At 69.0% G+C, this 13,948-nt stretch carries 11 protein-coding genes; 9 read left to right on the top strand and 2 right to left on the bottom strand.

The window, feature by feature from the left end:
• Nucleotides 1–221: 221 nt before the first annotated feature.
• A complete protein-coding gene (locus ACFV15_RS13610; protein ID WP_378350541.1) occupies nt 222–854 on the bottom strand; it encodes a TetR/AcrR family transcriptional regulator in 633 nt (210 codons plus the stop codon).
• Nucleotides 855–1,089: 235 nt separating this feature from the next.
• On the opposite strand from ACFV15_RS13610, the gene ACFV15_RS13605 reads away from it, so the two are divergent.
• From ACFV15_RS13605 to moeZ, 3 genes are all read left to right on the top strand, one after another.
• Entirely contained in the window at nt 1,090–1,950 is an 861-nt protein-coding gene (locus tag ACFV15_RS13605) for an alpha/beta fold hydrolase (protein WP_378350668.1), read from the top strand.
• Between the two features lie 80 nt (nt 1,951–2,030).
• On the top strand, nt 2,031–3,173 hold the full coding sequence (locus tag ACFV15_RS13600) for a DUF3152 domain-containing protein (RefSeq protein ID WP_378350540.1): 1,143 nt from the start codon (nt 2,031–2,033) through the stop codon (nt 3,171–3,173).
• 94 nt (nt 3,174–3,267) lie between these two features.
• A complete protein-coding gene (moeZ, locus tag ACFV15_RS13595; protein ID WP_378350539.1) occupies nt 3,268–4,446 on the top strand; it encodes an adenylyltransferase/sulfurtransferase MoeZ in 1,179 nt (392 codons plus the stop codon).
• Nucleotides 4,447–4,506: 60 nt separating this feature from the next.
• On the opposite strand, the gene ACFV15_RS13590 is transcribed toward moeZ, so the two are convergent.
• Nucleotides 4,507–5,052 (bottom strand): hypothetical protein, encoded by a 546-nt coding sequence (locus tag ACFV15_RS13590; RefSeq protein WP_378350537.1) that lies wholly within the window; start codon nt 5,050–5,052, stop codon nt 4,507–4,509.
• A 112-nt stretch (nt 5,053–5,164) separates the two neighbouring features.
• Here ACFV15_RS13590 and ACFV15_RS13585 point away from each other — a divergent pair, with 112 nt between their 5' ends.
• The 6 genes from ACFV15_RS13585 to nirD all read left to right on the top strand — a co-directional run bounded on the left by ACFV15_RS13585 (nt 5,165) and on the right by nirD (nt 13,799).
• Nucleotides 5,165–5,962 (top strand): TIGR02569 family protein, encoded by a 798-nt coding sequence (locus ACFV15_RS13585; protein WP_378350536.1) that lies wholly within the window; start codon nt 5,165–5,167, stop codon nt 5,960–5,962.
• Nucleotides 5,963–6,141: 179 nt separating this feature from the next.
• Nucleotides 6,142–8,145, top strand: coding sequence for a molybdopterin oxidoreductase family protein (locus ACFV15_RS13580; RefSeq protein ID WP_378350667.1), 2,004 nt, complete (start codon nt 6,142–6,144; stop codon nt 8,143–8,145).
• Nucleotides 8,142–9,569, top strand: coding sequence for an FAD-dependent oxidoreductase (locus tag ACFV15_RS13575; protein ID WP_378350535.1), 1,428 nt, complete (start codon nt 8,142–8,144; stop codon nt 9,567–9,569). Before ACFV15_RS13580 ends, ACFV15_RS13575 begins: the two co-directional genes overlap by 4 nt.
• A 17-nt stretch (nt 9,570–9,586) precedes the next feature.
• Nucleotides 9,587–10,948 (top strand): nitrate/nitrite transporter, encoded by a 1,362-nt coding sequence (locus ACFV15_RS13570; protein WP_378350533.1) that lies wholly within the window; start codon nt 9,587–9,589, stop codon nt 10,946–10,948.
• Nucleotides 10,949–10,953: 5 nt separating this feature from the next.
• Entirely contained in the window at nt 10,954–13,461 is a 2,508-nt protein-coding gene (gene nirB / locus ACFV15_RS13565) for a nitrite reductase large subunit NirB (protein WP_378350532.1), read from the top strand.
• Entirely contained in the window at nt 13,458–13,799 is a 342-nt protein-coding gene (gene nirD / locus ACFV15_RS13560) for a nitrite reductase small subunit NirD (protein WP_378350530.1), read from the top strand. The genes nirB and nirD overlap by 4 nt, the downstream gene beginning before the upstream one ends.
• Nucleotides 13,800–13,948: the final 149 nt, after the last annotated feature.

Below are 13,948 nucleotides of genomic sequence, written 5' to 3'. Positions count from 1 at the left end.
AAGATCAACTTGCCTCAGGTGGCCGCGAAACGTCCACAAAGGACTCGCGCTCGCGATTTTTGCCCCCACCTTGTCGCTTTTGCCCGCATTGTGGGGCGGGCTGGACGGCATGAACGGGGCGTTTGTGTCGCTCAGCGTTGTGAACGTGGCTTTCATTCCTTCAAGTGACCCGGGAGGGGGCCTCACCAAGCCATGCGGCCGGTTCTCACCGGCCGCATCACTCACGACTCTTGGTGCTGGAGCGGGAAACCGCCGCCGATGCCGCGCCAGGCGAGGTTGGCCGTCAGCGCGACCGCTTCTTCCCGGCTCATCGACTGGTGGTGGGCGAGCCAGAAGCGGGCGCTGACCTGGCTCAGGCCGACCAGTCCGACCGCGAGCAGGCGGGCTTTGTCCTCGTCGAGGCCCGCGTCGGCGGTGATCGTGTCGGTGATCGCGTCGACGCTGGCCGAGGTGGCCCTGTCGACCGCCTCCTGGACCGCCGGCTCGCCGCGCAGGTCGGATTCGAAGACCATGCGGAACGCGCCGGCGTCGCCGTTGACGAAGTCGAAGAACGCGCCGACGGTCGCCGGGACGCGCTGCTTGTTGTCCGTGGTGGACTCGAGCGCCTCCTTGACGCGGCGGACGAGCTCGTCCACGTGGCTTTCGAGCAGCGCGATGTAGAGGTCGAGCTTGCCGGGGAAGTGCTGGTAGAGCACCGGCTTGCTGACGCCGGCCTCCTCGGCGATCTCGTCCATCGCCGCCGCGTGGTAGCCGTTGGCGGCGAAGACGCGTTGCGCTGCCGCCAGCAGTTGAGCGCGGCGTTCGGTCCGGGGTAGGCGGACTCCTCGTTGCTGCAAACGCGCCATCTCCGTCATGCTTCCTCCACGTCGAGCGACCCCTCCGCCGGTGGCGAGGTCGCCGCCACCAGAAGCTCACCCGACATTACTCGCCGGTACACCTCTACCGCCAAGGGTGAGGCATCCTGGTCTGGTGTCTCGTACAGTTTCCAGCCCAGGTGTCACCCGCTCGCCGCTGACCCACGTTCCGCTGTCGAACACCCCGCTCCCGCCGCTCGACGGGGCCCGCCCGCCCTACCCGCGGACGGTCGAGATGGGGCTCGCGGTCCGGCGTACGGAGGGCCCGGCGGACACGACCGCCGTCTACGTCCACGGGCTCGGCGGCTCGTCGACGAACTGGACGGATCTGGCGGCGCAGCTCTCGCCGTTCGCCGGTGGCACCGCCGTTGACCTGCCGGGATTCGGATTCTCCGAGCCTGAGCCCGGATTCGACTTCAGCCTCGACGCGCACGCCGAGATCCTCGGCAGGTACGTCGAAGAGCAGGGTGGCAAGCCGGCGCACCTGCTCGGCAACTCGATGGGCGGTGCGGTCGCGCTCCTGCTCGCCGCGCGACGGCCGGAGCTCGTGCGGACGCTCACCCTCATCTCGCCCGCGATGCCGGATCGCCGCCTGGACCCGCGTCGGCTTTCCGACCCGCGGATGGCGCTCGCGTATCTGCCGCTCGTGGGCAGGCGGGTCCGCAAACAGCTCGCCGCGCTCGGTCCGCGTGAGCGGGCCAGGCAGGTCATCAAGCTCTGCTACGCCGAGCCGGACGTCTTCGCCGAGAGCCGGCTCGATGAACTCGAAGCCGAACACAGCGAGCGTGCCGAGTTCAAATGGGCGACGCCCGCGCTCGCCCGCAGTACTTTCGGGATCTTCCGGACCTGGACCGCTCGCGGCGAGGCCTCGCTGTGGTCGGTCGCGCGGAGTGTGACCGTTCCCACCCTGGTCGTGTGGGGGATCCACGACCGAGTGATCTCCGCCAAACGCGCCGTGCGCACCGCCGAGGCCCTGCCGCACGCGCGGCTACTCGTTCTACCCCGAACTGGCCATGTGGCCCAGATGGAACGCCCGGTTGCCGTAGCGAGGGCCGTTCTGGGCATGTGGGAAAGTGTCGAAAATAGGACTTGGTAGCCCATTCGAGTGAATATCATTCCTTCGGTATTCCGCCAGTCGCTCGAAGCATCACGGTTTGGTTATGGCACTCTTGGTGCGTGGACCGGGTGACGAAGGATGCGCGAGGCGAGGAACGGCGGGCTCAGTATCCGTCGGCTCAGCGCCGCGCACCGCACACCGGTCAGTACCGGCCGAGCCAGCGCGCGAGCACCTCGCGGGTCACCGAGGAGCGCTACAGCCCCGGTTCCCGCCGCACATCCGCGCAGCCGCTGACGGCGGCCTGGGAGCCCAAGGCGGAGCCTCCGAAGCGAAGGCCCGCTGACAAGAGCAAGCTCTCCAAACTCGGCAAGGTCTACGGCTGGCGCATGTACGCCGTGCCGATCCTGGTCGTGCTGACCGTGCTCGTCGTGTTCCGGACCGCCAGCGGCCCGGCGGAGCCCGTCAGCGAGGCGGCCGGGCAGACCTCGGGTGCCGCAGCCGGCGCAGGCGACGGCTCGGGGGACGGCAACGGCGGCGATGTGCTGGTCGAAAACCCGCCTGCGCCGATCGACCTCAAGGTGGACACGGCCGAGTTGCCGGACGGCAATCCGATCACCGAGTCCGGCAAGGGCACCTGGCACGCCATCCCGCTCACTGGCCCGCCGCCGGAGAAGAAGGGCACCGGCGGCGCGCTGTTCACCTACACGATCGAGGCGGAGGACGGCCTCGATCCGGCCACCTACCAGGGCGACGACAGTTTCGCGGCCTCGGTGCAGAACACCCTGTCGAGCCAGCAGAGCTGGATCGGCACCGGGAAGTACACCCTGCAGCGTGTCGACGCGAACTTCCCCAACCCCAGCTTCAAGGTCAGCCTGACCAGCCCGAACACCTCACATCGTGCGGACCTGTGCGGCTACCAGATCAAGTTCGAGGCCTCCTGCTACCGCAGCAGTGCCGGCCGGGTGATCATCAACGTGGCCAGGTGGATCCGCGGCGCGAAGGCGTGGGAGACCGACCTGAGCGGCTATCGCGCGTACGCGATCAACCACGAGGTCGGCCACGCGCTCGGCGGCAAGCACGTCGGCTGCGCCGAGAACGGCGGGCTCGCGCCGGTGATGATGCAGCAGTCCTTCGGCGTCGCGAACGACTACGTCGAGAAGCTGAACAACATCCCCGGTGGTGACAAGGGCAAGGTGCCCGCTGACGGCAAGGTCTGCAAGCCCAACGCGTGGCCTAATCCCTCTGGCAAGCCCGGCGCTTGAATCCCACGAAGTGGGCAACGGGAAGTACGGCTTGCCCGCGCGCGTTAGACATACTGGGATGCGAACGCGATAACGCGCGATATGGAGGACCCGGATGTCTGGCAAGCTGCCGCCGCTCGTTGAGCCGGCCGCCGAGCTCACCAAGGAAGAGGTGGCTCGCTACAGCCGTCACCTGATCATTCCCGACGTCGGGGTGACCGGGCAGAAACGGCTGAAGAACGCGAAGGTCCTGGTCATCGGCGCCGGTGGCCTCGGCAGCCCCGCGCTGCTGTACCTCGCCGCCGCCGGTGTCGGCACGCTCGGCATCGTCGACTTCGACGAGGTCGACGAGTCGAACCTGCACCGTCAGGTGATCCACGGCCAGTCCGATATCGGCAAGCTCAAGGCCGCTTCGGCGCAGGAGTCGATCGCCGAGGTCAACCCGTTCGTCAAGGTTTACCTGCACACGGACCGCCTCGACAGCACGAACGCGCTGGAGATCTTCGCCGACTACGACCTGATCGTCGACGGCACCGACAACTTCGCCACGCGCTACCTGGTGAACGACGCCGCCGTGCTGCTGGGCAAGCCCTACGTGTGGGGCTCGATCTTCCGGTTCGAGGGCCAGGTCAGCGTGTTCTGGGAGAACGCGCCGAACGGCAAGGGCCTCAACTACCGCGACCTCTACCCGGAGCCGCCGCCTCCCGGCATGGTCCCGTCGTGCGCCGAGGGTGGGGTGCTGGGCGTGCTGTGCGCGTCGATCGGCTCGATCATGGTGAACGAGGCGATCAAGCTCATCACCGGCATCGGTGAGCCGCTGCTCGGGCGGCTGATCAGCTACGACGCGCTGGAGATGAAGTACCGCGAGGTCAAGATCCGCAAGGACCCGGAGACCCCGAAGATCACCGAGCTGATCGACTACGACGCGTTCTGCGGCGTGGTGTCCGACGAGGCGGCCAACGCCGCCGCGGGCAGCACGATCACCCCCGCAGAGCTCAAGGCCAAGTTCGACAGCGGCGAGGACTTCGCGCTGATCGACGTCCGCGAGCCGCACGAGTACGAGATCGTGAACATCAAGGGCGCGACGCTCATCCCGAAGGACCGGATCCTCTCGGGCGAGGCGCTCGCGGAGCTGCCGCAGGACAAGCCGATCGTCCTGCACTGCAAGTCGGGCGCGCGCTCGGCCGAGGCGCTGGCCGCGCTGCACCAGGCCGGGTTCAAGGATGCGACCCACCTCGGTGGTGGCGTACTCGCCTGGGCCAGGCAGATCGACCAGAGCCTGCCGACCTACTGATCTCGAGTTCGGCAAGGGCACGTTTGAAATGCTCAACATTTCAAACGTGCCCTTGCCGTATCAGCTCCGGAAATCGAACTTGATCTGCTTCGCTTTGTGCGGGATGAAGACGTCGTGGACCATTTCCGCGAACCGGTCGCCCGTCGACGCCGGCTTGTCGCGGCTCACCGGGAGCCAGACGCCGAACACGATCAGCGCGGCCGTGAGCGCGGCGGCGCCCGCGCGGAACGGCCACGGAGTCGCGAGGATGCCCGCGACCAGCGGATAAGGCAGCCCGCACAGGATGATCGCCACCCACGGCAGATGGTCGATGTCCGCGGCGTCGAAGGCGGCGAACACGAAGAACGTGCCCGCCAAGCCGAGGAGTCCGACCAAACAGGCCCACAGCAGGCGGCTGCCGTTGTTCTCGGTCAGCCGCGACGCGGACGGGAAGGCCGAGCCGAGCCCGTATGCCGTGCCGACCAGCACGAACGGCACCGGCGCCGCCAGCAGCGGCGAGCCGAAGAATCCGGCGAGCAACAGCAGCCAGCCCGCCGTCACGAGTACGAGGACGGCCGCTCCCCACAGTGAGGCAAGCTGCACCCAGCTCGCCCTGGTGATGTTCATGCGGGCATCTTGTCGGGCCTCGCGGTCCCCGTGCATCCGTAGGTCTACTCAACTGCGGGGACGCTGGTTCGTTCTCTTTCGTGGAGCCGTCCGCGAGGTAACGTGTGTGGCCGTGGTCGTCAGACATCAGAGTCCCCCGGAGCATGTCTGCTCGGCATTCGGCGCTCATCCGGCCGAGCTGGAGCCGTTGCCTGGCGGGACGGTCTGGCGGTGTGGCGACATCGTGGTGAAACCCGTGGCCGACAAGAGCCGTGCCGTCTGGTCGGCGCGGGCGCTGGAGCTGATCGAAGCGCCGGACCTGCGGATCGCGCGGCCGGTGCGCGCTTCGGACGGACGCTGGATCGTCGCGGGCTGGGCCGCGAACAAGTACGTGCCTGGCACACCGGAACCTCGCGCGGACGAGACCGTGCTCGCCGCGGTGAAGCTGCATCAGGCGACGGCGCGGCTCTCGCGCCCGTCCTTCCTGGCCACCCGCGACGAACCCGAGGCCGTCGCCGACCGCGTCGCGTGGGGCGAGCTGGAAGTGCCGCTGGAGGAGACCAGGGGCGGCCGCTGGTTCGAGGTGCTCGCCGGCGCGCGCCGTCCGGTCAAGCTGCCGGACCAGGTGGTCCACGGCGACCTGCTCGCCAGCGTCGTCTACTCGGGCAAGGCCGCGCCCGGAATCGTCGACTTCGTCCCTTATTTCCGGCCTGCCGAGTGGGGCGCGGCCGTGGTGGCGGTCGACGCGATCGCGTGGGGCGGCGCCGACATCCAGTTGTTGCATCGCTGGGCGCATCTGCCCGAATGGCCACAGCTGCTGTTGCGGGCGATCTTGTTCCGGCTCGCCGCGCACGCGCTGAACCCCAGGTCGACGCGTGCGGCGCTGGACGGATTGCGTGCCGCGGCGCGTGAGGTCAGCGAACTCGTGTGACATCCAGCACGCTGTTTCTCACGATGTGAGGCGCTGCGGCGGCAGGCAATGTCAACTCCCTGAAACATAAGGGCATTTCCAGGTAACAAGCGCTGCTTAGCGTCACGCTTGTGACCGCGACCGTTGTGCCGACCACCGCTGTGGCTACGCACTGCCCGTACTGCGCACTGCAGTGCGGGATGAGCCTGCGCGGCAGCGACGTCCAGCCCCGCCAGTTCCCGACCAACGCGGGCGGGCTCTGCCAGAAGGGCTGGACCTCCGGCGCCCTCCTGAACTCACCGGCCAGGCTGACCACCCCGCTCGTGCGGGTGGACGGCGAGCTGGTGCCCTCGAGCTGGGACGACGCGCTCGGCCTGATCGCTCGCAGGCTCACTCAGCTGCGTGCCGATTCCGGCGCGGATTCGGTGGCCGTGTTCGGCGGCGGCGGGCTGACCAACGAGAAGTCTTATCTGCTGGGGAAATTCGCCAGGGTGGCGCTCGGCACGTCGCAGATCGACTACAACGGCCGGTTCTGTATGTCGTCGGCCGCGGCGGCGGGCAACCGGGCGTTCGGGCTCGACCGGGGGATGCCGTTCCCTGTCACGGATCTCGCCGAGGCCGATGTCGTGCTGCTCATCGGCGCGAACCCGGCCGAGACGATGCCGCCGTTCACCCAGCACCTGCGTGGCAGTGAACTCATCGTCGTCGACCCGAGGCGTACCGCTACCGCGGAACTGGCGGCCCTGCACCTGGCTCCCGCTCCTGGTACGGATTTGGCGCTGGCGCTGGGAATCCTGCACGCGGTCGTCGCCGACGGCCACCTCGACCAGTCCTATGTGGACTCGCGAACCGCCGGCTTCGAAGACATGTGGCGGGTCGTCGCCCAGTGGTGGCCGGAACGGGCCGAACGCGTCACCGGGGTGTCCGCCGCCGACCAGCGCCGGGTCGCCGCCAGGCTCGCGGCCGCACGCAACGCGTACATCCTCACCGCACGCGGTACCGAACAGCACGCGCGCGGCGCCGACATGGTCACCGCGTGGATCAATCTGGCGCTCGCGCTGGGCCTGCCGGGCCGCAAAGGTTCCGGGTTCGGCTGCATCACCGGTCAGGGCAACGGCCAGGGCGGGCGTGAGCACGGCCAGAAAGCCGACCAGCTGCCCGGCTACCGCAAGATCGACGACCCCGCCGCGCGCGAACACGTCGCCGGTGTGTGGGGCGTGCCCGCGGATTCACTGCCGGGCCCCGGCCGGTCGGCCTACGAACTGCTCGACGCGCTCGGTACCGAAAACGGCCCCAAAGCCTTGATGGTCTTCGGCAGCAACCTGGTCGTGTCCGCGCCGCACGCCGCGCACATCGCGGACCGGCTCGCCGCCTTGGATCTGCTCGTGGTCGCGGATCTCGTGCTGTCGGAGACGGCCGCGCTCGCGGACGTCGTGCTCCCGGTGACCCAGTGGGCCGAGGAGGACGGCACGATGACCAATCTCGAAGGCCGGGTCCTGCTGAGGAAACGTGCCGTCACCCCGCCCGCGGGCGTGCGCACCGACCTCGACGTGATCGCCGGGCTCGCCGCGCTGCTCGGCCAGCCCGAGGGCCGGTTCCCCACGGACGCCGAGACGGTGTTCACCGAGCTCCGTGAGGCTTCGCGGGGTGGCCTCGCGGACTATTCCGGGGTCAGTTACGAGCGCCTGCGTGCCGGTGAGGCGTTGTACTGGCCCGTGCCGGAAGTCGATCATCCTGGCACGCCGAGGATGTTCCTCGACCGGTTCGCGCACGCCGACGGGCTCGCTCGGTTCGTCGCGGTCGACCATTCCGGGCCCGCCGAGCCGACCGATGACGAGTTTCCCTTGCAGGCCACCACCGGCCGGGTGTTGCAGCATTACCAATCCGGTGCGCAGACCCGGCTGGTCGACGAGCTGAACCGGGCGGTGCCCGAGGTGTTCGTCGAAGTGCACCCCGACACCGCCGCGCGGGCCGGACTGTCCGAAGGGGACTGGGCGCTGGTGAAGTCGCGGCGCGGCGAGACGCGGGCGCGCGTGCGCGCGGTCGCGTCGATGCGGCCGGACGTCGTGTTCCTGCCGTTCCACTTCCCCGGCGCGCAGCGGGCGAACCTGATCACCAATCCCGCGCTCGACCCGATCAGCCGGATGCCCGAGTTCAAGGTGTGTGCGGTTTCCCTGTCCCGTGACGAGGAGGATCCGGCATGAGTCCACGCAAGGTCGTCGTACTCGGCTACGGCATGGCGGGCGCGCGGCTGGCCGACGAGATCCGCCGCCGTGACCCCGACGGTGCGCGGGTCACGCTGACCGTCATCGGCGAAGAACCGCACCACGCCTACAACCGGGTGCTGCTCTCGGCGGTCGTCGCCGGGACGATGCGCCCGGAAACCGTTCGCCTGCATGACGAAGGCTGGGCGGACAAGGCCGGTGTCGACCTGCGTGTCGGCACCCGCGTGACGAGCATCGACCGGTCCGCGCGCCAGGTCGTGCTCGGCGACTACTCCACAGTGGACTATGACGTGCTCGTGCTGGCGACGGGCAGCAGGCCGTGGCTGCCGCCGGTCGAGGGGCTCGAACTCGGCAAGGACGTCGTCGCGTTCCGCACGCTGGACGACTGCGACCGCATCCTCGAAGCGGCCAAGTTCGGCGCCCCGGTGGCCGTGCTCGGCGGCGGGCTGCTCGGCCTCGAAGCCGCGCGCGGGCTCGCCGGTCGCGGCAACTTCGTCACGGTCGTGCACCCGTTGCCGACGATCATGGAACGCCAGCTCGACCCCGGAGCGAGCCAGGTTCTGGTGCGTTCACTGGAAAAGCTCGGCATCGACTTCCGCCTCGGCGCGAGCGCGGCACGGTATCTTCCCGGCGACGGACTGAAGCTCGACGACGGCAGTCACGTCCCGGCTGACCTGGTCGTGGTTTCGGCGGGTGTCCGCGCGGACACCGCGCTGGCCGTCGAAGCCGGGCTCGAGGTCGACCGCGGCGTGCTGGTCGACGACGCGCTGCGCACCAGCGACGGCCGCATCCACGCGATCGGCGACTGCGCGCAGCATCCCGGCACGATCTCCGGGCTCGTGCAGCCCGCTTGGGAGCAGGCCGAAACGCTGGCGGATCTGCTGACCGGCACCGACATGCGTGCCCGGTACCGGGGCACCTCGGTCGTGACCCGCCTGAAGGCGCGCGGCATCGATCTCGCGTCGCTCGGCGAGGTCGGCGCCGAGGTCGGCGACCAGCAGTCCGAGGTGCTCTGCTTCGCGGACCCGGCGGGCGGCCGCTACGCGAAACTCGTGGTGCGCAAGGACAAGGTGGCCGGCGCGATCATGCTCGGCATCCCTGACGCGGCCGCGACCATCACCCAGCTTTACGACCGCGGGACACCGGTGCCCGTGGATCGGTTAAGTGTCCTCTTAGGACGATCTTTGCCCGGAGTCTCGACACCGGCGTCGAGCCCGGCCGACCTGCCCGCGTCCGCGGTGGTGTGCCGCTGCAACACCGTGACCAAGGGCAGGCTCATCGAGGCGTGGAAGTCCGGCGCCTGTTCGGTGGCCGAGCTGGCGACCGCGACCCGCGCGACGACCGGCTGCGGTGGCTGCGGCGACGCGGTCCGCGGGATCGCCGATTGGCTCGGTTCCCAGTGACGACGAAGGAGAATGGCATGGGCAGCAGGACCGGCTCGCACTGGATCGAGCACTGGGAACCAGAGAACGAACAGTTCTGGGAATCCACCGGTAAGAAGGTGGCCTCGCGCAACCTCTGGTTCTCGATCTTGGCCGAGCACATCGGGTTCTCGGTGTGGACACTGTGGTCGGTCATGGTCCTGTTCATGGGCAAGGACTACGGGTTCACCGCCGCAGACAAGTTCCTGCTGGTGTCGACGCCGACCGCGGTCGGCGCGCTGATGCGGCTGCCGTACACCTTCGCGGTGGCGCGGTTCGGCGGCCGCAACTGGACGGTCATCAGCGCGGTCCTGTTGCTGATCCCGACGATCCTCGCGGCGATCGTGCTGGAACCCGGCGTCTCGCTGAGCACGCTGATGATCGTCGCCGCGCTCGGCGGTGTCGGCGGCGGCAACTTCGCGTCGTCGATGACGAACATCAACACCTTCTTCCCGGAGAAGCGCAAGGGCTGGGCGCTCGGCCTCAACGCCGGTGGCGGCAACCTCGGCGTGGCGGCGGTCCAGCTGGTCGGCCTGCTGGTGATCGGCACGGTCGGCGCCGCGCAGCCCCGGCTGGTGCTCTACATCTACATCCCGCTCGTGGTGGTCGCCGCCGTGCTCGCGTGGCTGTACATGGACAACCTGTCGACCGTGCGCGGTGACACCAAGGCGATGCGCGAGGTGATCAAGGACCCGCACTCGCTGGTGATGTCGTTCCTCTACATCGGTACCTTCGGTTCGTTCATCGGCTACAGCTTCGCGTTCGGGCTGGTGCTGCAGAACCAGTTCGGCCGCACGCCGCTGCAGGCGGTCGCGGTGACGTTCCTCGGCCCGCTGCTGGGTTCGCTGTCCCGCCCGGTCGGCGGCTGGCTGTCCGACCGGCTCGGCGGCGGCAAGGTCACCTTCGGCACCTTCGCGCTGATGGGCTCGGCGACGGTCGTGCTGATCATCGCGTCGAACGCGAAGTCACTGGCGCTGTTCACGATCGCGTTCATCGTCCTTTTCGTACTGACGGGCGTCGGCAACGGTTCGACGTACAAGATGATCCCGGCGATCTTCCGCGCCAAGGCGAAGGTCGCGATCGAGGCAGGCGCGGACGAGACCACGGAACTTCTCAAGGCACGCAAGCTTTCCGGCGCGCTCATCGGGCTTGCCGGCGCGGTCGGCGCGCTGGGCGGGCTGTTCATCAACCTGGCCTTCCGTGAGTCGTTCGCGAGCGCCAAGAGCGGCGTGCCCGCGTTCATCGGCTTCCTGGCCTTCTATGGGGTCTGCTTCGTGGTGACCTGGGCGGTCTACCTCCGCAAGCAGCCCTCGACCGTCACGAGCACCCGAGGACTGGCACTCGCCGGAGCGGAGGTCTGAGCATCATGAAGACCCTGGTAGTCGCTGGACATGGCATGGTCGCGCACCGGCTGGTCGAGGCCGTACGCGCCGACGACCTGGCCGGAGCCTGGCGGGTGGTCGTGCTGGGCGAGGAACGCCGCCCCGCCTACGACCGGGTCGCCCTGACGTCCTATGTGGACGGCTGGGACGCGGCCAAGCTCGCGATGCCCGGAGCGGACTACGAGGGCGACCGGCGCGTCGAACTCCGGCTCGGCGACCCGGTGGTCCGGGTCGACCGCGAGCGCAAGACGGTCGTCACCGCGGCCGGGTTCGAGCAGGCGTACGACGCGCTGGTGCTGGCCACCGGCTCGCGGCCGTTCGTGCCGCCGGTCAAGGGCCACGACCTGCCGGGCGTGTTCGTCTACCGGACCATCGAGGACCTCGACGCGATCCGTGAACGGGCATCCAGGCCCGGTCGCGGGCGCCGGTCCGCGATGGTCGTCGGTGGTGGTCTTCTCGGCTTGGAGGCCGCGAAGGCGTTGCGGGACATGGGTTTGTCGCCGCACGTCGTCGAGATGGGGCCGCGGCTGATGCCGCTGCAGGTCGACGAGGGCGGCGGCGGGCTGCTGCGGCGGCTGATCACCGGGCTCGACGTGACCGTCCACACGGGAACTTCGACCGACGCGATCGAGGCCGACGGCGATCGCCTGTTCGCCAGGCTGGGCAACGGGACCGAGCTGGACCTCGACCTCGTGGTGTTCTCCGCGGGCATCCGCCCGCGTGACGACCTGGCCCGCGAGTCCGGTTTGGACCTCGGCCAGCGCGGCGGCATCCTCGTCGACCGGAGCTGCCGCACCAGCGACGAGAACATCTACGCCATCGGCGAATGCGCGGCCGTCGAAGGCAAGGTCTACGGCATCGTCGCGCCGGGCTACGCGATGGCCGAGGTGGTCGCCGCGCAGCTCACCGGGCGCGAGGCGACCTTCCCCGACCCGGACACCTCCACCAAGCTGAAGCTGATGGGCGTCGACGTGGCGAGCTTCGGCGACGCGCACGCGGCGACCGAGGGCGCGCTCGAGGTCGTCGTCAACGACGCGGTCGGCGGGACCTACAAGAAGCTCGTGGTCTCCGACGACACCAAGACGCTGCTCGGCGGCGTGCTGGTCGGCGACGCGAGCGAGTACAACACCTTGCGCGCGCTCGTCGGCGAGCGGCTGCCCGCCGATCCGGCCTCGATCATCTCGAGCGCGGGAGCCTCCGGCGCGGCGATCGGCGTCGACGCGCTGCCGGACGCCGCGCAGATCTGTTCCTGCAACGCGGTGACCAAGGGCGCGATCACGCACGCGATCGGCGAGGGTTGCGACTCGGTCGCCAAGGTCAAGGCCTGCACCAGGGCGGGCACCGCGTGCGGTTCCTGCGTGCCGTTGCTGGGCAAGCTGCTGACCGCGTGCGGCGTCGAGCAGTCGAAGGCCTTGTGCGAGCACTTCACGCAGTCGCGTGCCGAGCTGTTCGAGATCGTGCGCGCGACCAGGATCGACCGGTTCAGCGAGCTGATCCGCAAGCACGGCACGGGCGCGGGCTGTGCGATCTGCAAGCCGGCGGTCGCGTCGATCCTGGCCTCGCTGGGCAACGGGCACATCCTCGACGGCGAGCAGGCCGGGCTGCAGGACACCAATGACAAGTACCTGGCGAACATGCAGCGCAACGGCACGTACTCCGTGGTGCCGCGGATCCCCGGCGGGGAGATCACGCCGGAGAAGCTGATCGTGATCGGCGAGGTCGCACGTGACTTCGGGCTGTACACGAAGATCACCGGCGGTCAGCGGATCGACCTGTTCGGCGCGACCGTCGACCAGCTGCCGCAGATCTGGCGGCGGCTGGTGGACGCCGGGTTCGAATCCGGGCACGCGTACGGGAAAGCGTTGCGCACGGTCAAATCCTGTGTCGGGTCGACGTGGTGCCGGTACGGCGTGCAGGACAGCGTCGGCATGGCGATCGAGCTGGAACTGCGTTACCGGGGCCTGCGGTCGCCGCACAAGCTCAAGTCCGCGGTTTCGGGCTGCGCGCGGGAGTGCGCGGAGGCACGCAGCAAGGACTTCGGCGTCATCGCCACCGAGAAGGGCTGGAACCTTTACGTCGGCGGCAATGGCGGCACGACGCCGAGGCACGCCGACCTGATCGTGTCCGATGTGGACAGCGAGACACTGATCAAGGTGATCGACCGGTTCCTGATGTTCTACATCCGCACGGCCGACCGGCTGCAGCGCACGGCGCCGTGGATCGAGGAGCTCGAAGGCGGGCTCGATCACCTGCGCGAGGTGATCGTCGACGACAGTCTCGGCATCTGCGCCGAGCTGGACGCGGCGATGGCCGAGCACGTCGGCACCTACGCCGACGAGTGGCGCGGCGTGCTCGACGACCCCGAGAAGCTGGCGCGGTTCAGCTCGTTCGTCAACGCGCCCGGTGTGCCGGACCCGAGCATCGCCTTCCGCACCGAGCGGGAGCAGAAGGTCCCGGTCATGCTGGGCATTCCCGAGGTGGTGGGACGATGACCGTTTCCGTGGAGCGATCCTGGGTCGCCGTGTGCCCGGCAGGCGAGGTGCCCACCGGCGCCGGCGTCGCCGCGCTGCTGGCCGACGGGACACAGGTGGCGATCTTCCGTACCGGCAAGGACTTCTTCGGTTTGTCCAATGTGGACCCGTTCAGTGGCGCCGCCGTGCTGTCGCGGGGGATCGTCGGCGACAGCGCCGGTGTCCCGGTGGTCGCGTCGCCGATCTACAAGCAGCAGTTCGACCTCGAGACGGGGCGATGCCTCGACGAGGACGGCGTGTCCGTGCAGACCTACCCCGTGCGCGTCGTCAACGGCGTGGTGCACGTGGGGTCGCCATGACCGAAGTGCTGCCTCTGGCCGGGTTCTCGGTCGGGATCACCGCGGCGGGGGGGGGGGGGGCGGCGGGCGGCGCGGCGGGGGGGGCGGGGGGGGGGCGGCCCGGAGAAAGGGGGATAATAAAAAAAAAAAAAAAAACCCGCACAGGAAAA

Origin of the sequence: Amycolatopsis sp. NPDC059657 (assembly GCF_042734395.1) — a bacterium.
Classification (GTDB): Bacteria; Actinomycetota; Actinomycetes; order Mycobacteriales; family Pseudonocardiaceae; genus Amycolatopsis.
This window is presented reverse-complemented; position numbering and strand designations above follow the sequence as displayed.